General features: G+C 71.5%; 17 protein-coding genes. 5 read left to right on the plus strand and 12 right to left on the minus strand.

From position 1 onward, the window contains the following. Nucleotides 1-129 precede the first annotated feature (129 nt). Nucleotides 130-981: an endonuclease domain-containing protein gene (locus tag KZC57_RS03420; protein WP_247641043.1), complete on the minus strand. Its 852-nt coding sequence runs from the start codon at nucleotides 979-981 to the stop codon at nucleotides 130-132. Nucleotides 982-1,353: 372 nt separating this feature from the next. Between KZC57_RS03420 and KZC57_RS03425 the strand changes: the two genes are divergently transcribed. Beyond that, a complete protein-coding gene (locus tag KZC57_RS03425) occupies nucleotides 1,354-1,995 on the plus strand; it encodes a pentapeptide repeat-containing protein (RefSeq protein WP_247641044.1) in 642 nt (213 codons plus the stop codon). Here the strand turns inward: KZC57_RS03425 and KZC57_RS03430 are convergent. The 11 genes from KZC57_RS03430 to KZC57_RS03480 all read right to left on the minus strand — a co-directional run bounded on the left by KZC57_RS03430 (nucleotide 1,985) and on the right by KZC57_RS03480 (nucleotide 13,860). After that, the gene (locus KZC57_RS03430; protein WP_247641045.1) at nucleotides 1,985-3,493 is read right to left on the minus strand and encodes an ABC transporter ATP-binding protein; all 1,509 of its coding nucleotides are present in this window, start codon (nucleotides 3,491-3,493) and stop codon (nucleotides 1,985-1,987) included. The two genes, KZC57_RS03425 and KZC57_RS03430, sit on opposite strands and share 11 nt — an antisense overlap. Then, nucleotides 3,490-4,302 (minus strand): ABC transporter permease, encoded by an 813-nt coding sequence (locus KZC57_RS03435; protein ID WP_060921671.1) that lies wholly within the window; start codon nucleotides 4,300-4,302, stop codon nucleotides 3,490-3,492. The genes KZC57_RS03430 and KZC57_RS03435 overlap by 4 nt, the downstream gene beginning before the upstream one ends. After that, nucleotides 4,299-5,246: an ABC transporter permease gene (locus KZC57_RS03440; RefSeq protein WP_060921670.1), complete on the minus strand. Its 948-nt coding sequence runs from the start codon at nucleotides 5,244-5,246 to the stop codon at nucleotides 4,299-4,301. The genes KZC57_RS03435 and KZC57_RS03440 overlap by 4 nt, the downstream gene beginning before the upstream one ends. 46 nt (nucleotides 5,247-5,292) lie before the next feature. Continuing rightward, nucleotides 5,293-6,906 (minus strand): ABC transporter substrate-binding protein, encoded by a 1,614-nt coding sequence (locus tag KZC57_RS03445; RefSeq protein WP_247641046.1) that lies wholly within the window; start codon nucleotides 6,904-6,906, stop codon nucleotides 5,293-5,295. A gap of 84 nt (nucleotides 6,907-6,990) precedes the next feature. Continuing rightward, entirely contained in the window at nucleotides 6,991-8,517 is a 1,527-nt protein-coding gene (locus KZC57_RS03450) for a serine hydrolase (protein ID WP_247641047.1), read from the minus strand. Continuing rightward, complete coding sequence (locus KZC57_RS03455) at nucleotides 8,514-9,227, minus strand: type 1 glutamine amidotransferase (RefSeq protein ID WP_217584329.1); 714 nt, start codon at nucleotides 9,225-9,227, stop codon at nucleotides 8,514-8,516. The genes KZC57_RS03450 and KZC57_RS03455 overlap by 4 nt, the downstream gene beginning before the upstream one ends. Continuing rightward, nucleotides 9,224-10,336, minus strand: a complete 1,113-nt coding sequence (locus KZC57_RS03460; RefSeq protein WP_247641048.1) for a dipeptidase — start codon at nucleotides 10,334-10,336, stop codon at nucleotides 9,224-9,226. The genes KZC57_RS03455 and KZC57_RS03460 overlap by 4 nt, the downstream gene beginning before the upstream one ends. 1 nt (nucleotide 10,337) lies before the next feature. Continuing rightward, nucleotides 10,338-11,225 carry an aminotransferase class IV gene (locus tag KZC57_RS03465; RefSeq protein WP_247641049.1) on the minus strand — a complete coding sequence of 296 codons (888 nt, stop codon included), beginning with the start codon at nucleotides 11,223-11,225 and terminating at the stop codon, nucleotides 10,338-10,340. Between the two features lie 30 nt (nucleotides 11,226-11,255). After that, entirely contained in the window at nucleotides 11,256-12,404 is a 1,149-nt protein-coding gene (gene menC / locus KZC57_RS03470) for an o-succinylbenzoate synthase (protein ID WP_060923600.1), read from the minus strand. Beyond that, complete coding sequence (locus KZC57_RS03475) at nucleotides 12,401-13,084, minus strand: MurR/RpiR family transcriptional regulator (protein WP_060923601.1); 684 nt, start codon at nucleotides 13,082-13,084, stop codon at nucleotides 12,401-12,403. The genes menC and KZC57_RS03475 overlap by 4 nt, the downstream gene beginning before the upstream one ends. After that, nucleotides 13,081-13,860: a GNAT family N-acetyltransferase gene (locus KZC57_RS03480; RefSeq protein ID WP_247641050.1), complete on the minus strand. Its 780-nt coding sequence runs from the start codon at nucleotides 13,858-13,860 to the stop codon at nucleotides 13,081-13,083. The genes KZC57_RS03475 and KZC57_RS03480 overlap by 4 nt, the downstream gene beginning before the upstream one ends. A 93-nt stretch (nucleotides 13,861-13,953) precedes the next feature. On the opposite strand from KZC57_RS03480, the gene KZC57_RS03485 reads away from it, so the two are divergent. The 4 genes from KZC57_RS03485 (at nucleotide 13,954) to KZC57_RS03500 (ending at nucleotide 19,249) form a co-directional block, all read left to right on the plus strand. Further along, a complete protein-coding gene (locus KZC57_RS03485; RefSeq protein WP_105949998.1) occupies nucleotides 13,954-15,102 on the plus strand; it encodes a M20/M25/M40 family metallo-hydrolase in 1,149 nt (382 codons plus the stop codon). Between the two features lie 314 nt (nucleotides 15,103-15,416). After that, nucleotides 15,417-17,222, plus strand: coding sequence for an ABC transporter substrate-binding protein (locus KZC57_RS03490; protein ID WP_240183582.1), 1,806 nt, complete (start codon nucleotides 15,417-15,419; stop codon nucleotides 17,220-17,222). Nucleotides 17,223-17,294: 72 nt separating this feature from the next. Then, the gene (locus KZC57_RS03495) at nucleotides 17,295-18,338 is read left to right on the plus strand and encodes an ABC transporter permease (protein WP_247641051.1); all 1,044 of its coding nucleotides are present in this window, start codon (nucleotides 17,295-17,297) and stop codon (nucleotides 18,336-18,338) included. Continuing rightward, nucleotides 18,335-19,249 (plus strand): ABC transporter permease, encoded by a 915-nt coding sequence (locus KZC57_RS03500; RefSeq protein ID WP_082749928.1) that lies wholly within the window; start codon nucleotides 18,335-18,337, stop codon nucleotides 19,247-19,249. The genes KZC57_RS03495 and KZC57_RS03500 overlap by 4 nt, the downstream gene beginning before the upstream one ends. Nucleotide 19,250 lies beyond the last annotated feature (1 nt).

Raw genomic sequence — 19,250 nt, forward strand, 5'->3', positions numbered from 1 at the left:
GAGAGCTCCCCGGTGATGGCCGGATCGATGCTCGTACGCCCATTGTACGCGTGCTCCTCCCCGCGCGGATTCTCTTCGACGTCGGAGGACCTGGAGAGAACCCTGCGACCAGGGGCGCAATCTGCGACATCACGCCGTGCGAGCACGATGCAGTCCCTGGGCGACGGCGCGCATGAGGAGGTCCTGCACCGCGGGCCACTCGTCCATCACCTGGTGATAGCCCAGACGGATGACGTGGTAGCCGCGCAGCTTCAGCTCCGCATCGTGACGGTTGTCCTGGTCGCGCTGGGCTCCGACATGGGTGCCGCCGTCGATCTGCAGCACGAGCCGCTCGCCGATCAGGGCGTCCACCCGATGCCCGGCGATCCACGTCTGGAAGCGCAGCGGCAGCCGGAGCCAGCGCAGTCGCACGCGCAGGTAGGTCTCGAGCCCCGCATCGGCGAACGGCAGCGCCTCGGCCAGGAGCCGCCGCCCGCGCGGTCCCCAGCGGAGTCGGAGCAGCCTCTCTCGATCGACGAGACCCTTGTTCAATGCCGACTCCCAGGTCGCGAGCGCCTGTTCGTACGGCTCGCACGTGGACACCAGGCTCAGCACATTCTCGATCGAGTCCTCCAGCGCATCGGGGTGTCGCGGGACCAGAGGCCGAGCCCAGTGCACGCGGGCCTCCGGCGGCTTCCCGCCCCGGCTGCCCGGGCTGGCGGCGAGGTGAAGGCGCGGTCTCTCGTCGTGCACCCAGATGCCCAGCCGCCGCGCCTGCGTCACGCACGTCAGCAGAACACCGTGCTGCGCCGCGGTCACCCGACGCGGATCGGCACCGGGCAGCGCCACCCACCCGACTCGCACCCGCTGGATCACCCGCTCCGCGACCGCCGTCTCGAGGTCGTACCGGCTGACCCCGCGATCCCGGAGCCTCTCGACCCGTGCGACTCCGTCGACCTCGCGCATCGCCTGCAGCAGCCGTGCCCGCCTCATCCCATCCATGCTCTCGATGCTGCTCCCCCACCCCTCCCTCGTTCCCTGTCTCGGCCAACTCCTCCCACCCTCTGTGCACAACTCCCCCACTCCCTCTCCTGTGCAGCCCGAGTCCTTCTCCTCCGTACCACCCGCTCGATGTCGCAGATTCACGCGCACGTCGGAGGAACCTGGCGGGGGCCTGCGACGCGGCGCAGATCAGCGAGCTCCCGCAGGCAAGAGTCCCGGAGCCACGGAGCCGGGGTGGGCCGGGGTGAGGTCGCAGATCGGGACTCCTATCGCAGGGGCTGCGAGGGAGACTGCGAGTCAGTGAGGATCTGCGACCTGGGAGCCGGAGCAGGGAGGAGCGAGGGTGTCGGAGGGAGGACATAGCCTCGGAGGATGCCGAACTCCCCGACCGCGCCCCGTGTGTCCGCGCCCGACCTGCCGCCCGTGCTGGAGCCGCGTGAAGCCGCGCGCCGGGCTGACCTCCTCGCCGCCGCGCTGGAGCTCACCGGCACCGTCGACCTCGCGTACGCCACGCTCGAGCAGTGCGCGGTGCAGGCCGATGCCGACAGCATCGACCTCACCGGGGCCACGCTCCTCGACGTCGACCTGCCCGAGCCACGCATCGCGTCGCTCCGGCTACGGAACGCGAGCATCCGTCGACTCCGGATCATGGGCGGCCGCATCGGGACCCTCGACCTCGGTGACGCCCGCGTGGCCGAGCTCGAGCTGCGGGACGTGCGCATCGACTACCTGAACCTGGGCGCCGCCCGCGCCGAAGACGTCGACGTCGTGGGATGCGCCGTCCGCACGATCGACATCCCGCAGGCCGAACTGATGCGTGTCCGGTTCCAGGCCACGCGCAGCGACGAGGTCGACCCCCGGGGCCTGCGCGCGAAGGACGTGGACCTCCGCGGCCTCGACGCGCTCTCCTACCTCGACGTCCAGAGCCTGCGCGGCACCACCCTCTCGCCGGTGCAGGTGCAGCAGCTCGCGCCCGTGATGGCGGCCGGGCTCGGGATCACCGTCACGGACTGACGGGGCCGCTCGCCGCGAGCAGCTCCCGGGTGAACGGGTGCTGCGGCGCCGAGAACACCGCCGCCGTGGGCCCCTGCTCGACGATCCGGCCGTCCTGCATGACCAGGACGTCGTCCGCGACGGCGCCGACGACGTCGAGGTCGTGGGAGACGAACACCATCGTGAGCCGCCGCTCCTCCTGCACCCGCGCGAGGAGCCGAAGCACCCGCTCGCGTACCGAGGGGTCGAGGGCCGAGACAGGCTCGTCCAGCACCAGCACGTCCGGGTCGGCGGCGAGCGCTCGGGCCAGGGCCGCCCGCTGCCGCTGCCCGCCTGACAGCGCCGCCGGTCGTCGTTCCACGACGCTCACGTCGAGCCCGACCTCCGCGAGCAGCGCCGCGACCCGCATCCGACGCGCGCCGCGCGGCACCCCTCCCGCCTCCAACGCTTCCTCCAGGGACCGCCCGACCGTCCACCGCGGGTCGAAGGCGCCGAGCGGGTTCTGATGCACGAGCTGCACCCGTGGTGCCCCGGTCCACCGCAGCACTCCGGTGTCCGGCGTCTCCACGCCCACCAGCATCCGGGCGAGGGTCGTCTTGCCCGATCCGGACTCGCCGACGACGCCGAGCGTCCGCCCGGCGGGCACCGTGAACGACGCATCGACGACCGCGGGCACCCCGCCGAACGTCTTGGACACGTCGTCGGCGACCACCACGGCCTCCGAGAACGCCGCACGCTCCTCCCGCGGCTCATGCATCGTCGCCGCGAGGAGCTGCCGGGTGTACGGATGGCGAGGGGCGGCCAGTACCTCCGCGACCGGGCCGGACTCCACGATCCGGCCGTCCTTCATCACCAGCACCCGATCCGCCACTCGCCGCACCGCCGCGAAGTCGTGACTGATGAAGACCACGGCGGTGCCGTCGTCGGCGATCTCCCGCAGGAGCACGAGGATCCGGGCCTGCACGGTCGCGTCCAGAGCCGTGGTGGGCTCATCCGCGACGAGCACCGCGGGGCTCCCGGCCAGCGCCGAGGCGATGAGCGCGCGCTGCCGCAATCCTCCGGAGAGCTCCTGCGGACGCTGCCGTGCACGGCGGTCGGGGTCGGGCATCCACACCCGTCCGAGAAGCTCCCGCACCCGCGCAGCGAGGGCCGCGCGCCCGCGCACGAGGCGGTGCAGCCGCAGCGGCTCGGCGATCTCGTCCGCGATCCGTCGCAACGGGTCCAGGGAGACGAGGGCGTCCTGCGACACGAGGCCGATCCCGGTTCCCCGGAGCCGCCGCCAGCCGCGCTCGGTCAGCGCGGCGGCATCCACCCCGTCGATGCGGAGCCGGCCGACGGCGACGTCGGCCGTCGACGGCGTGAGGCCGAGCAGAGCGCGAGCTGAGAGCGACTTCCCCGCCCCCGACTCCCCCACGATCGCCAGGCACTCGCCGTCATCCACCGCGAACGAGACGTCCTCCACGACGGGAGTCCCCGCGAAGGCGATCCGCAGCCCCTCGACCTCCAGCGCCGCACTCATGCGTCCCTCCCCTCCGCCCGAGCCCGGAGGATCCGACCGATCACCGTCGCGCACACCACCGTCAGCGTGATCGCGAGACCGGGGAAGACCGACACCCACCACGCCTGCCCGAGCACGTTGCGACCGCCGGCGAGCATGAGGCCCCACTCGGGAGTCGGCTCGGACGGCCCCAGGCCCAGGAAGCTCAGTCCGGCGGCGGCGAGGATGCTCGACCCGATGCCGATGGTCGCCAGCACGCTCAGCGATCCCAGCACTCCCGGGATCACGTGCCTGCGGAACGCCCGCAGCGGCGGCACGCCGAGGATGCGGGCGGCCTCGACGTGCTCCGCCACGCGGAGCGTCCGGGTCTGCACGCGGGCGAGCCGCACGTACACGGGTGCGGCCGCCAGCGTCACCGCGATGGCGATGTTCACCGGGCCCGGTCCCAGCACGGCCACCACGACGAGCGCCACCAGGAACTCCGGGAACGCCATGAGCACGTCGTTGACGCGCATGAGTGTGATGTCCACGCCCCGCGGCGACATGCCGGCGAGCGCCCCCACCAGCAGGCCGGCGGCGAGGGCGATGGCGGTGGCGAGAAGTCCGATCCCGACCGAGCGCCCCGCGCCGAACACCACGCGGGAGTACACGTCGCGGCCGCTCTGATCGGTGCCGAAGAGGTGCTCGGCACTCGGCGGCAGCAGAGCGGCCCGCACCTCGGTCTGCAGCGGATCGTGCGTGGCGAGCAGCCCCGGCCAGAGGGCGGCGACGGCGACCACGACCAGCACGACCGCGGCGGAGCCCAGCAGGAACCGCTGCCCCCGACTCATCGGACGACTCCCGGTCGGGAGGAGGCGGCGACGCGGGGGTCGATCAGCGGATGCACGAGCTCCACCACCACGTTGATGACGACGAAGACGAGAGCGCTCAGCAGGATGATCCCGGTGAGGACGGGGAGATCCCGGTCGTTGATGGCGGCGAGAGTGACCCGCCCCAGGCCGGGCCGGGCGAACACGGTCTCGACGAGAACCGCGCCCCCGAGGACCGAGCCGGTGAGATAGGCCGCGAGGGTGACCGCCGACGCGGCGCCGTGCCGCACCCCGTGCCGCAGCGTGAACCAGGTCGGCCCGGCGCCCCGCGCGCGGACCGTCTCCGCGAACGGCATCCGCTCCGCCTGCATCAACCCGTCGCGCAGCACCTGGCTGAGCAGCGCCGCGACCGGGAGGGCGAGCGTGATCGCCGGCAGGACGATGGTCGCCGGATTGCGGGTGCCCGAGACGGGGAACCACCCCAGTCCGAACGCGAAGACGCTGAGCAGCAGCAGCCCGATCCAGAACACCGGCGAGGAGAGCACCACGAGCTCGACGCCGGCGGCGACGGTACGCCCGACACGGCCCCGCACGAAGACCGCGACCGCGAGGGCGAGGACGACGGCGATCCCCAGCGCCAGGGCCGAGAGCTGCACGGTCGCGCCGAGCTGCCGTCCGATGACCTCGGTCACCGGCAGCCGCAGCTGGTACGACTCGCCGAGGTCGCCGCGGGCGAGCTGCCCGATGAAGCCGACGTACTGCTCCAGCGGCGGACGGTCGAGCCCGAGATCGGCGCGGATGCCGTCCTTGACGGCCTCGCTCACCTGCGCCTGCGGCCCCAGCATCACCGAGACCGGGTCGCCGGGGATCACCCGGAAGGCCAGGAACGCGACCGTCGCGGCGCCCCACAGCACGATGACCACCGAGGCGACGAGCCCGAGGGCACGGCCGAGCACCGCCTTCACGGTTCGATCACTCCGCCCGCTCCCTCGAAACGACGGCCGCCGGATGTCAGCCGAGGCTCACATCGTAGAAGAGCGGCCGCCCGTAGAGGTCGAAGTCCAGACCCTGCACACGTTCGCCGACCGCCGTGATCGCCGAGGGGCTGTAGAGCGGGACGATGGCCGTGTACTCCGCGTTCCACTGCTGCAGCTGCGTGTAGAGCTCGTTGCGGGCGTCCTGATCACTCGACGCGACGGCCTCTTCCAGGAGCGCGTCGATCTCCGGATCGCTCACCTGCGAGGCGTTCTGGAAGCCGTCGGTGTGCAGGTGCGCACGGAGGAAGTCGGCGTCCACGCCGGAGAAGCCCCAGTCGGTGAGGTCGAACGTCTTCGGCTCGTACTGGGCGTTGTAGGCGCCGGGCTCCAGCTCCTCGCGCTGCACCTCGAAGCCGATGGCCTTGAGGTCCGACTGGATCGCGTTGGCCAGCGCCGCGCGGTCGTCCGGGACCGGGGTCCAGGCGATCCACCGCACGGACAGGCGCTCGCCGTCCTTCATGCGGATGCCGTCGGCGTCGCGCTCCGTCCACCCGGCCTCGTCGAGCAGGGCGTTCGCGGCGTCCTGATCGAACGGCCAGGAGTCCTCCAGCGACGCGTCGTAGCCCGGGGTCGTGCTGCCGAGGATGCTCCACGCCCGCGGGAACTGCCCGAAGTAGATCTCCTCGACCGCCGCGTCGACGTCGATGCCGCGGGCGAACGCCTGTCGCACCTTCTCGTCGGCGAAGACGCCGTACTTCTCGTTCAGGTAGAGCGAGTAGGGCAGTCCGGGGTACTCCACCGAGTCGACCGTGACGCCGGCGTCGTCCAGCCCGGCGACCTGGTTCGGCGGGATGTTGCTGGCGAGGTCGGCCTCCCCGCTCTCGATCACTCCGGTACGCACCGACGCCTCCGGCTGGATCTGCACGCGCAGCGTCTCGAACGCCGGCGCCTTCGCCTCGTGCGGACCCCAGGCGTAGTCGTCGTTGCGCGTGTAGACGATCTCCTGGTCTGCGGTGTACTCGGTGAGCACGAAGGGTCCGGTGCCGACCGTGACGTCGGGGCCGCCCGCCTTGAGCTTGTCGGCCGACTCGGCCAGCACTGCCGGCGAGTAGAAGCCGAGCTGCGGGGTGCTGGCCGCCTGCAGGAACGGCGCATACGGCTGCGTGAACGAGACCTTCACCGTGTGGTCGTCGACGACCTCGGTGCCGTCGTAGAAGTCCGCACCGAGCATGCTCGCCGCCTGAGCCGAGGCGGTCTCCGGGTCGACGATCCGGTCGAAGTTCGCCTTGACGGCCTCCGCGTCGAACGGCTCGCCGTCGGTGAAGGTCACATCGTCGCGCAGCGTGAACGTGTACTCCGTGCTGTCCGGCGAGACGTCCCAGCTCTTCGCGAGCCACGGGCTGAACGTGCCGTCGTCCTCCTGGAAGACCAGGGAGTCGAGCACCGCCCGCTGCACCATGCCGGAGACGTCGAGCTGGCTCACCTGCGGGTCCATGTGCCCGGCGGACAGGTTCGCGCCCTCGATCGACCACACGAGCTCACCGCCGTCGCTCTCCGTGGACGGGCCGGCGCACGCGCTCAGCACCAGGGCGGTGGCGGCGGCGAGCGCGGCGAAGGGCAGGAGGCGACGCACAGGGGTGGCGGGCATGAGGATTCCTCAGAACGGACGGGTCGGGATGTCTCCATCCTAGGGCGGTTTTTTGGACCCGGTCGATCTGTGCCCGTCCCGGGATCAGGGGGACGGCAGGATGATCCGGTGTCGCTCTGCGGCCCCGGCCCCTTCCCCCTCGACACGTGTCCGCCCTGGCGCGACGACCGCCGCGCTCACCCCCTGCACGCGAGGCTCCGGCAGCCCGACCAGCCGCACGTCGACGAGGAGGTCGCCGCGGTTCCCCGCGATCCGCCAGCGCAGCTCGGCCTCCGTCGCCGCGGCCACCACGCGATCCGGGAACGGGTCCTGCTCTGCGCGGAATCCGCCGATCTCCTGGACCTGTGCCGCCAGCCGGGCATCGCGGACGTCGGCCGGGATGTCGTCGAGCACATGGTCGGCGAGGAACGGGTACGTGGCGGCAGGCCGTCCGGAGCGGATCGCGGCATCGAGAGCCTGCGCGGCGGCGACCGTCTCCGCCCACGGGTGCAGGACCGCGGAGGGGGCGTCCGTCTGTTCGAGCAGCTGCTGGAGCGCGGCGCCTGCGATCCGCCGGGCGCCGAACTCGTCGGAGTTCCCGAAGGCCACGACGCCGATGCCGGTGGCGGCATGCCAGCGCATGTGCGCCGAGAATCCGGGAAGGCCGCCGGAGTGCTGCACGACCCGCCCGAACCGCCGATCGTCTTCGACGAAGAGGCCGTAGCCGTAGCCGGCCCCCGCGAGATCGCGCCCGTCGAACATCGCCGACGGCACCGGGATGGGGGTGCGGGCCTGCTGCAGTTCCCGTCGCGACGCCGGAGCCAGCACGGCGGGCGCCAGCGGGTCGTCGGTGAAGGCCGAGCCGAGGAACCACATCCATCTCGCGATGTCGTCGACGGTGCTGAACATGCTGCCGATGCAGCCGAGTGCCCCGGACCCCACGAACGGCTCGGGGCGGAACGTGGCGCCGTCGTCGAACGTCCGGAACCCGCCGGCCAGCGTCTCGGGCGCGTAGCCGTCCGCCCCGTGCGCCGTCCGGCGCAGTCCGAGGGGCTCGAGCAGGGTCTCCCGGATGACGTCCTCCACGGCCCGCCCCGTCACCGCTTCCACGACGCGGCCGAGCAGCGACTGGCCGAGGTTGGAGTACTGGTAGACGGTTCCCGGCGCGGCCGCGAGCCGCACCCCACCCGCGAAGAGCGCCGCGATCTCCGCGCGGGAGGCGCCGAGATCGCGGTCCACCCAGGCGTTGTCCTCCCCCAGACCGGACCGGTTGGAGAGCAGCAAGTCGCCGGTGACCTCGACGTCGGCGCCCCGATACTGCAGCCGGACCTCCGGCAGGTAGGTGCGGATCGGCGCGTGGAGGTCGAGCAGGCCGCGGTCGCGCAACGAGAGCACGGTGGCGGCCAGGAAGCTCTTGGACATCGACGCGATGCGGAAGACGGTGTCCCGCGTCGTCGGGGCCTCATCGGCGCGGGGATGGCCGTGGGTGAGCACTGCGCGGACGCTTCCCCGTTCGGCCACCGCGGCGATGGCGGCCGGGGCGGCACGACGCGCGCGCTCGTCCAGGCCGTGGCGGAGTGCCTCCGCGGCGGTCTCCTCCGTGACGAGGAGATCCGCATCCTTCCCGGTCATGCGGGGACCCCGGCGCGCACCTCGTCGGCGAAGGCCTCGATGAGCGCGCGGCTGGCCGCGGTGTTGTGATCGTGCACGCGCTCGGCGGCGGCGATGAGGGCGGGAAGCGAGCGTCCCTCTCCCCGCAGTGCCGCGTCGTCCCAACGGGCGAGGTCGGCCGCGGACGCCTCGGGATGGAACTGCACGCCCCGCACCCGAGCCCCCAGCCGGAAGGCCTGGTTCTCGACGGCGGCGCTCGTCGCCAGCAGCACCGCCGCGGATGGCAGCCGCGTGATCATGTCCTGATGGTTCTCGATCATCGGAGCCTCATCGCCGAGGGCCGCGAACAGGGCGTCGGCACGTCCCGCCGCGGTGGGGCGGATGGAGGTCGCGCCGCGTTCGATGGGTCCGGTCTTCTCGGCGACCTCGCCGCCGGCCACGTGGGCGAGCAGCTGACCGCCCAGGCAGATACCGAGGGTGGGGAGGTCACGGTCGATGGCCTCCGCGGCGAGCGCGCGCTCGGCGGCGAGCCACGGCGCGCGGTCATCGTCGTCCGGCATGAGCCCGCCGCCCAGCATGACGAGTCCGGCGTAGCCGTCCAGGGAGGTGGGCAGCGGCTGCTCGGCTCCCACGATCTCGTCGACGTCGATCGCCTTCTCCCGCAGCCAGGTGCCGAGGCGGCGCGGGCCGGAGCTCGCGGAGTTCACGATCACCAGGACGCGCGGGGTCACAGCGCCCCCTCCCGGATCGTCGTGTCGACCGCGGGAGCGAGCGCGGCCGCGGCGGGCTCTCCTGCACTGCCCGCGAGGAAGGCCTCGTGGTCAGGGTCGGAGGCCGCCAGCACCCGGAGGACGTTCTCGTGCGCCAGGGCCCGGAGGTCGTGCTCCGACCAGCCTCGACGCCGCAGCTCGGCGAACAGCGCCGGGTACCCCGAGACATCGCCGAGACCGTCCGGCATCGCATCGGAGCCGTCGTAGTCGGCGCCGATCCCGACCGCCTGTGCGCCGGCCACGCGACGCACGTGGTCCAGGTGATCGGCGACGTCCGCGACGCCGACGCGCGGCGCCTCTCCTTCTCCCCCGGCTTCCCACCAGTCGCGGCGGGCCTGCGAGACGAACGTGGGGACGAAGGGCACCATCACGACGCCGCCCTGCGCCCCGATCGCGGCGAGCACGTCGTCCGGCACGTTGCGGGGGTGGTCACACAGGGCGAAAGCGCCGGAGTGGCTCACCATCACCGGGCGGGTCGTGATCTCCAGAGCATGCCGCATGGTCGTCGGAGCGACGTGCGAGAGGTCGACGAGCACACCGATGCGGTTCATCTCGCGCACCACCTCGCGTCCGAAGTCCGTCAGACCGCCGTGGCGCGCCTCGTCGGTCGCCGAATCAGCCCAGGCGATCGTCCGCGACCAGGTCAGGGTGAGATAGCGCGCGCCGAGACGCGCGAACTGCCGCAGCACGGCCAGCGATCCGCCGAGCTGGTCGCCGCCCTCGATGCCGATGAGCGAGGCGATCCTCCCCTCCGCCATCGCCGCACGCACGTCGGCCGCCGTCCGAGCGATCGCGAAGCGCTGCGGGTGGGCGTCGACGAGGCGGTGCACGAAGTCGATCTGCTCGAGCGTGGCCACCACCTGCTCCGCCCCCTCCAGCACGGGATCGACCCAGACCGACCAGAACTGGCCGGCGACCCCGCCCGCGGTCAGCCGCGGCAGATCGGTCTGCGCGGCCGTCACCGGGCCGGAGAGCTCCGCGACCCGGTAGCCGAGCAGCGTCCTGCTCGCCCAGGCGAGGTCGTTGTGGCCGTCGATCACCCGATCGATCGGCAGGTCCGCGTCGACCATCTCAGTCCTCTCGTCCATCCAGCACCGCGTTCATCCGCGCGGTGAGCACCGGGTCCACGGCGCGCGCGACACCGTTCAGCTCCCGCACGGGCACCGCACCGCGGGTGCTGGAGCAGAGCCAGAGGGCGTCCGCCCGCTCCAGATCGTCCCGCATCATCGGACCGACGCGGGAGGGCACCTCGGCGAGTCCCGCGAAGACGTCGGCCTGGGTCGTCCCGGGGAGCACCCCGTGCTCGGGCGGTGGCGTGACCAGCGTCCCGTCGAGCCGCGCGATCAGCGTCGACCGCGGCCCTTCGAGGACGAACCCGTCGGCGCTGACGAAGACGACATCGTCCGCACCTCGGCTCCGTGCCTCCCGCAGGGCCGCCTGGTTCACGGCGTACGCGAGGGACTTCGCTCCCTGCAGCAGCCAGGGCGCGGTCTCCATGATGTCGTGCCGGTACCCGCGGTCGAGCACCACCGCGGAGATGCCCCGCGCGCGGACGGCCTCCGGGTCCTCTGCCGCGAAGCCGAGCACCCACCCCGTCGGTCCGGCCGGGTCGATCTCGTCCCCGCGGGTCATCGCGAACTTGATCGAGGCGATCTCCCCGTCCCGGAGCACTCCGGGGCGGGAGACCTCGGCGGCCGCGCGGCGCACCGCCCGCGCCCACAGCTCTCGGCCTGGCGCGGGCAGCCCCAGGAGCTGCGACGAACGCTCCAGCCGCGCGAGATGCGCCTCCAGCGCCTGCGGCCTGCCCCCGCGCACCACGGCGGTCTCGAACACGCCGTCGCCGCGGGTGACGCCGAGGTCGGTCGCCCGGATCATCGGCTCGCGCGGATCGACGGGGTGGATCCCGTCCTCCGCGGCTTCGACGGCGAGATCGAGCCGGTACAGCAGCAGTGCACGCATGGGATTCCGCTCTCGCAGGTTCGGGGTCGGTCAGCCCGCGGTCAGGACGGCCTCGGGGGCCTCGGCCGCGGAGGAGTCGAAGACGCGGGACGCGTCACGGGCGATGCGCTCGGCGAGCACCTCGTGTCCGATGCCCGGTCCGGTGGGGACCGTCACGCGACCGGCGACGGCGGTCACCGGAGGCGCGATGATGTCGGACTCGTAGTACTTGTCCGATCCCGACACATCCGACGGCAGCAGGAAGCCGGGAAGGGACGACAGCGCGACGTTCGCAGCTCGCCCGACGCCGAACTCGTGCATCCCGCCGCACCACACGGGGATGCCCGCGTCCTGCGCAACGTCGTGCGCGGCGCGGGCGACGGTGAGCCCGCCCATCCGCGACACCTTGATGTTGAGGACCCGCCCTGCACCCAACCGGATCATGGTCCGCAGGTCGCCGAGGTCGACGACCGACTCGTCCAGGCACACGTCCGTGTCGAGCCGCGCCTGCAGATCGGCGTGGGCCACGAGATCCCGCGGCGCGAAGGGCTGCTCGATCATGGTCAGCGCCTCGCGATCCAGGCGCGCGAACACCGCGGCCGCCCGCTCGTCATCGGCGTAGGCGCCGTTCGCGTCCACGTGGAGATCGAGGTCGGGGTAGGCGCCGCGCACCGCACGCACCGGCTCGACATCCCATCCCGGAGCGATCTTGAGCTTGACGCGGGGGTAGCCGGCGGCGCGCTGCACCTCCACCTGCGCGAGCAGCTCGTCGATCGACGGCTCGATGCCCAACGACACCCCCGCGACGACCTCGTCACGCGTCCCGCCCAGGGCCGCGGCGAGCGCGACCCCCCGCCGCCGAGAGGCCAGGTCCCACACCGCGCCGGAGAACCCGGCCTTCGCGAACTCGTGCCCGCGGACCCGCGCCCACGACGCCTCCAGCTCCGCCGGCTCCTCCCCCTCGGCACGGAGCAGCGCGGGCACGAGGTACCGCGTGGCGATCTCCCACGCGGTGACCGTGGTCTCCGCACCGTAGAACGGATCGCTCGGGGACGCGATCTCCCCCCAGCCCGTCCGGCTGTCGGCATCGGTGACCTCGACGAGCACGTGTTCGATGCCGGATTTGCGGTGCGAGCTCGTCTCGAAGCTGTGACGCAGCGGCTGGCGCAGGGCGAACAGCCGGACGCGGACGACCCTCACGCCTCCTCCTCGGGGCGGGCCCGCGCGGTCTCGGGGCCGTAGAGACCCAGGCGCGCCACCAGCCGGTCGCGTTCGGCGAGCCGCCGTCGCGCTCCCTTCGCGCTCGCCGTGGTGAGCGCGCTCAGCAGGTGGCACACCGCCGCGACCGGGGTCGGCGAGTCGGCGTACGACGCCGATCCCGTGCGCACCCGGATGAGCGAGGTCGCGATGGATGCGAGCGGGGCGTCCTCGCTGTCGGTGATCACGACGAGCTGACCGCCCGCCTCGTGGAAGAGCCGCCCGAGCCGCACGGTCTCCTCCCGGTAGCGCCGCAGGGAGAACGCGATGAGCACGTCGCTGGCCCGGACGTCGGTGAGCACGGTGAGCGGCTGCAGCGCGTGCCCGTCGACGAGGAAGACGTTCGACAGCGTCGCCGAGAGATCCGCGTTGAGGAGCTGCGCGTACGCCGCCGCCTTGCCCTCGCCGGCCACGTACCGTCGCCGGGCGCCGAGCAGCAGCGCCGCGGCCTGCGGCACCTGGGCCGAGCGGCTGAGCTCCTCGAAGGTCTGGGCGAGCGTGCGCTGCTCGGTCTCGATGATCCGCGCCTGGATGCTCTCGGCGGAGAGGTTGGTGCGGATGCGCTCGCCGTAGCGGTCTCGCGGAGAGACGAGGTCGCGATCCTCCTGGTCGTGGTCGTTCATGCCGTGCCCTCCCGAGGTGTCGCGCGGTATACCGCCGTGTCGTCGTCGTCGAGGCGCGTGGCCCCGACGAGGACGTCCCCGCGGCGGAATGCCGCGGTCATCGTCCGCTCCAGATCCCGCCGCAGCACCGCGCGCTCCTCGGTGTCGAGGGCGCCGGGTCGCGTCGGGATCGCGATCCAGGTGCCGCCGTCCGCCGCCACGGCCCGCCCCCAGTCGTCCGGCCCGAGCATGGGAGGGACGGGAAGGGACCGGCGGGTCGGACGATCGGCGACGTCCAGGTCCCAGGAGACCACCAGGCGGTCGGTGTCGGGGCGGGCGTAGTAGTCGCGCTCGTACGCGATGCCAACGGCGCCGAGAGAGCTCAGATTGAAGTGCGCGTTGCGTGACAGCAGCGGATCGAACGTCCACCGCATCGTCCGCTGCCCCCAGCGCAGGGCCACGGCACGCTGCGCGAGCTTGAGCGCCTGGCCGACGCCGCGTCCCTGGTGCGCGGCATCGACAGCGGCCGCCTGCGAGTAGTGGAAGGACGCGCCGGTGGTGTCACAGCCGGCGAACCCGTACGCGAACCCGATCAGCTCTCCGTCGTCGGCGAAGGCGCCGACCGCGGAACCGCCGTTGCGGGCGAGGGCGGTGAGCAGGTTGGCGTTGAGGGCGTACTCGTTCTCCGTGTATGCGAAGACGCGGGCGTACAGCGCGGCGGCCGCACGGAACTCGGTGTACCGGGTGAGTTCGCGGCAGCCGTGGGCGACACCGGCGGCCACCGAAGAATGAGGCACGATACGTTTCCTAAGATCGAGAAGTCCTGCTGCTTTGAGCGATGCTATCGGCGGGTTGCGGGGCGATCAAGGGGCAAGATACGGTTCGTAACTGTGACGACTCTCTCGGCAGTGCGCGACGGGGACCATCCTTCCGACGACATCATCGCACTCGTGCGCGAACTCGTGCTGATCGAGACGCCGAGCCGCGACACGGAGGCGAGCGCCCGCATCGCCGACCTGCTGTCCGCCTGGTTCGCCGGCGTCGGCGGCAGCGTCCAGCGGATCCCGCACGAGCTCGGGACGGATCTCGTCATCGACGTCCCCGGTACCGGAGACCCGGTGCTCCTCATCGGCCACACCGATACCGTGTGGCCGGTCGGCACGCTGGCGGACGACCTGCCGTGGACCGAGGACGGGGATGTCGTGCGCGGCCCCGGTGCCTACGACATGAAGGCCGGCATCGTGGTGATGCTCGGGGCCCTGCGGCACCTGCAGTCCGTGCCGCTCGAACAGCGGCGGGCCGTGCGGATCGTGCTCGTCGCGGACGAGGAGATCGGCTCCCCCGTCTCGGGCCCCCTGCTCGCGGAACGGGCCAGGGGCGCGTCCTGCGCCATCGGATTCGAGTCCCCGCATCCCGACGGCGCCCTCAAGGTCGGCCGCCGCGGCAGTGCCCGGGTGCGCATCGCCGTCACCGGCCGCGCGGCCCACGCCGCACTCGATCCCGAGCACGGCGTCTCGGCGATCGACGAGCTCGTGGACCAGCTCCTCCTGGCCCGCGCGATCGTGGCCGACCCGGAGCTTCCGAGTCCGGTGCTGTGCAACGTCGGCGTCATCGACGGCGGCGCGAGGACCAACGTGGTGCCGGCGCACGCGGCGGCCGAGATCGGCCTCCGCTTCCGAGACCCGGACAGCGAGCAGCGCGTCCTCACCGCCCTCCAGGAACTGGCGCCGGTGCGCCCCGGCGCCCGCCTCGAGGTCGCCGTGCTGAGCGCCCGGCCCGCCTGGCAGGCCTCGGCGGAGGACACCGACCTCCTCGCCCGGATCGCCGCGGCCGGCGCCGCACTCGGCCAGCACGTCGACGGCCGCCCCGCGGCCGGCGCGGGCGACACGAACCTCCTCGGCGGAAAGGGTCTGCCGACCGTCGACGGCTTCGGCCCCCGGGGCGGCGGTGCGCATGCGCTGGACGAGCACTTCCTGCGCTCCTCCCTGCACGAACGCATCGCGCTCCTGCGTGCCGTGCTCACCGTCCCGGCGGAGTGACGATACGATTCCGGTTCGCGTGCCCGACCCGAACCGGCCCGAGATACGTTCCGGATGTCCGCGTCGAGAAGTCATCCTTCGCTCCCGTCATTCCGATGCGCGCATCCTGGCATCCGCGTGTTTCCGCTGTGTTACACCCGCTCGACGGCCGGCGATCTTTCGGATCCGCGCGATTTTTCTTGCGCGATACGCATCGAATGTCTTGACCACAGGGCCGTCTTCCGCTTGCATGGTCAGCACCGACCCGGCTTCACTGTGGATCCGGGCGGCGCCCGAAGGGACCTTCCATGCGTCTTGCCCCCCGCTCCAGAACCGTGCGAAGTCTGACCGCCGCCGCGATCGCCTCCGCGCTCCTCCTCGCCGCTCCGGTCGGTGCCGCTCAGGCGCAGTCCGTCAGCGCCGCCACCGAATCCCCGGCCTCCGACACGACGCTCCGGATCGCCACCTCCGGGTTCGTGGACACGTTCAACCCGTTCATCTCGATCTACCTGACGCCGACGAACATCATCCGGTACGTCTACGAGTCGCTCGTGCAGAACGACGCCGAGGACGGCTCGCCCACGAAGGGCCTCGCCGACAGCTGGGAGGCGACCGACGGTGGTCAGACGTGGACCTTCACCCTCCAGGACGACCTCGTCTGGTCGGACGGCGAGCCCATCACCTCCGCCGATGTGAAGTACACGTACGACCAGATGATGACGGTGCCCGCCCTCGGCACCGCCAACGGCAACCTCGTCTCCAACTTCGACACCGTCGAGACCCCCGACGACAAGACCGTCGTGATCACCCTGAAGACCCCGCAGGCCCCGAACCCCGGCTCGGAGATCCCGATCGTCCCGAAGCACATCTGGGAGGAGGTCGACGACCCGACGACCTTCACCAACGACGCCGACGTGGTCGGCTCCGGCCCGTTCGTCCTCGACAGCTACTCGGCCAACCAGTCCATCGTGCTGAAGGCGAACGAGAACTTCTGGCGGGGCGCCCCCAAGATCGACGCGATCCAGTACGTGTACTACACGAACTCGGACGCCCAGGTGCAGGCGCTCAAGGCGGGCGACGTCGACCTCGTCACGGGCCTCACCCCCACCCAGTTCTCGGCACTCGAGGGCGTCGACGGCATCACCACGCACTCCGGTGAGGGCCGCCGCTACCACTCGATCAGCATCAACGTCGGTCAGCAGACCCGCGACAACGTGCCCTACGGCACCGGCAACGCCGCGCTGAAGGAGCTCGAGGTGCGCCAGGCCATCCGTCTCGGCACCGACACGGCCACCCTCCTCGACAAGGTCCTGGACGGCGAGGGCACGCTCGCGACGAGCTTCATCCCGGCGTCCTTCCCGAAGTGGCACCTGTCGGACGACGACGACGTGATCGTGGGCTTCGACCCCGAGGCCGCGCAGGCGAAGCTCGACGAGGCGGGCTGGGTCCCCGGCGCGGACGGCATCCGCGAGAAGGACGGCCAGCGCCTGAGCCTGCGCCTGCTGACGGACGCGGACGACGCGAACGAGCAGTCCATCTCCGACTTCTTCGTCCCGTGGATGAAGGACATCGGCATCGAGATCACGGTCGAGTCCACCGACTCCGACACGATCAGCGCGAAGGCCACCTCCGGCGACTACGACCTGTACTTCAGCGGCTGGTCGGTCAACCCCGACCCCGACTACCAGCTGGGCATCAACACCTGCATGAACCTGCCGACCGCGACCGACGGCACCGGCGGCACCACGCAGGACGGGTACTGCAACCCGGAGTTCGACGAGATGTACGCCGCGCAGCGCTCCGAGATCGACGCGGAGAAGCGCCAGGAGATCGTGCACGACATGCTCGCGCTGAACTACACCGACACCGCGCAGGTCGCCACCTGGTACGCCAACTCGCTGGAGGCCTACCGCTCCGACCGCTTCACGGGCTTCACGCTGCAGCCGAAGGACGGCGGCATCATCGCCAACCAGGCCGGTTACTGGGGCTACCTCACCGTCGAGCCCGTCGAAGGCGCGACCGCCGGCGGCACCGGCACGAACACCGGACTCCTCATCGGAGGCATCGTCGTGGGGGTGGTCATCATCGGAGGGCTCATCTTCTTCCTGATCCGTCGCCGCAACATCGCCGACGTCGAATGAGTCCGGCGAGACGCCGCGGGTGGCGGGGCTCCGCCCCCGCGGCGTCTCCCGGTCCGCAGTAAGGAGACCCCCATGTCCAACGCGGTACCCCCGTCCACCTCCGCCATCGCGACGAGCGCCGCGGCCGAGGAGCAGCCGAAGGGCGTCGGCGCCCTCCGCTACTTCCTGGTCAAGCTCGGCGGCGCGGCCATCAGCCTGGCGATGGTGATCCTCCTCGGATTCTTCGCCTTCAAGATCCTGCCGGGCGATCCGGTCGCCTCGATCGCCCGCGAGCGCGGGATGAGCGCCGAGCAGGCAGACCAGCTGCGCGAGCAGCTCGGTCTGAACAAGCCCCTGTGGCAGCAGTTCATCGACTACCTCGGCAACGTCTTCACCCTGAACTTCGGCACGAGCTACGTCTACCGCACGTCGGTGTCCGACCTCATCGGCCAGTACTTCTGGAACACGATCCTCCTCACCGGCACGGCGGCGATCATCGCGATCGCCCTCGGCCTCTGGCTCGGGCAGAAGGCGGCCTGGAAGCACGGCTCCACCTTCGACCGCATCGTCTCCGGCACGTCGCTCGTGTTCTGGTCGGTGCCGACCTTCTGGCTGGCCCTGCTGTTCCTGATGGTCTTCGGCGGCACGCTGCACTGGTTCCCGACCGGAGGCATGGTCTCCCCCAACCCGCCCACCGATCCGGTCGGCGCGGTCCTGGACGTGATCTCGCACATGGTGCTCCCGGTGATCACGATGGTCGCGGTCGTGTACGCGCAGTACCTCATGGTGATGCGCAGCTCGCTCCTCGAGGAGATGGGCGCCGACTACCTCACCACCGCTCGGGCCAAGGGCCTCCGGGAGGACCTCGTCCGCCGTCGGCACGCCGTTCCCAACGCCCTGCTGCCGACCGTCACCCTCGTCTTCATGCACATCGGCGGTCTCATCGCCGGGGCCGTCACGGTGGAGACGGTGTTCTCCTGGCCCGGGCTCGGGAAGCTCACCTTCGAGGCCATCTCCGGCCCCGACCTCCCGCTCCTGCAGGGCACCTTCGTGGTGTTCTCGACGATCATCATCGCGATGAACCTCATCGCGGACCTCATCTACCGGCAGCTCGACCCGAGGGTGAGGCGCGCATGACCACGGCAACCCCGACCATCCGTTCCCCCCGCGCCCTGGCGTGGCACCGCCGCGGCACCGCCTTCGTCGACTTCTGCCGGCAGTTCGCCCAGCACCGGGCGGGCATGGTGGGCCTCGTCTTCCTCGTGATCGTGGCCCTCATCGCGATCTTCGCCCCCGTGATCGCCCCCGCCAGCATGCTCGACGTCACGAAGCTCGTCGACGTGCAGCGCTTCGCCCCGCCGTCCTGGGAGCATCCCCTCGGCACCGACCATCAGGGTCGCGAGATCTGGGTCCGCATGGTGTGGGGCGCCCGGGTGTCCCTGCTCGTCGGCCTCGCCGCCACGGCGATGTCGATGATCATCGGCACCCTCGTCGGCCTCTCGGCGGGCCACTTCACCGGCTTCTTCGGGGGGCTGATGATGCGCATCATCGACTTCTTCCTCGTGCTGCCGTCGCTGATCCTCGCGATCGTGCTCTCGTCAGTGCTGAGCCGTGGCGTCTGGACGATCATCATCGCGATCGGCCTGACCTCCTGGGCCGGCACCGCCCGCGTCGTCCGCGCGCAGACCCTGTCCGTCGAATCGCGCGACTACATCGAACGCTCACGGGCCCTCGGCGCCGGGCACTGGCACATCATCATGAAGCACCTCCTCCCCGGGGTGCTGCCGCTCGTGCTCGCCAACACGACGCTCACCGTCGGCTCGGCGATCATCTCCGAATCCACCCTGGCGTTCCTCGGCCTCGGCGACACCACCCTGCAGTCGTGGGGCTCGATCCTGAAGAACGCGATGGACGTCTCCGCGGCGACCAGCGGCTACTGGTGGTACGTGCTCGTGCCGGGCATCGCCATCGTCCTCGTCGTGCTGTCGTTCACCTTGATGGGCCGCGCCGTCGAGAACATCACCAACCCGACGCTGAGGAGCCGCTGAC

Source organism: Microbacterium sp. KSW4-4, from assembly GCF_023091185.1.
Taxonomy (GTDB): domain Bacteria; phylum Actinomycetota; class Actinomycetes; order Actinomycetales; family Microbacteriaceae; genus Microbacterium; species Microbacterium paraoxydans.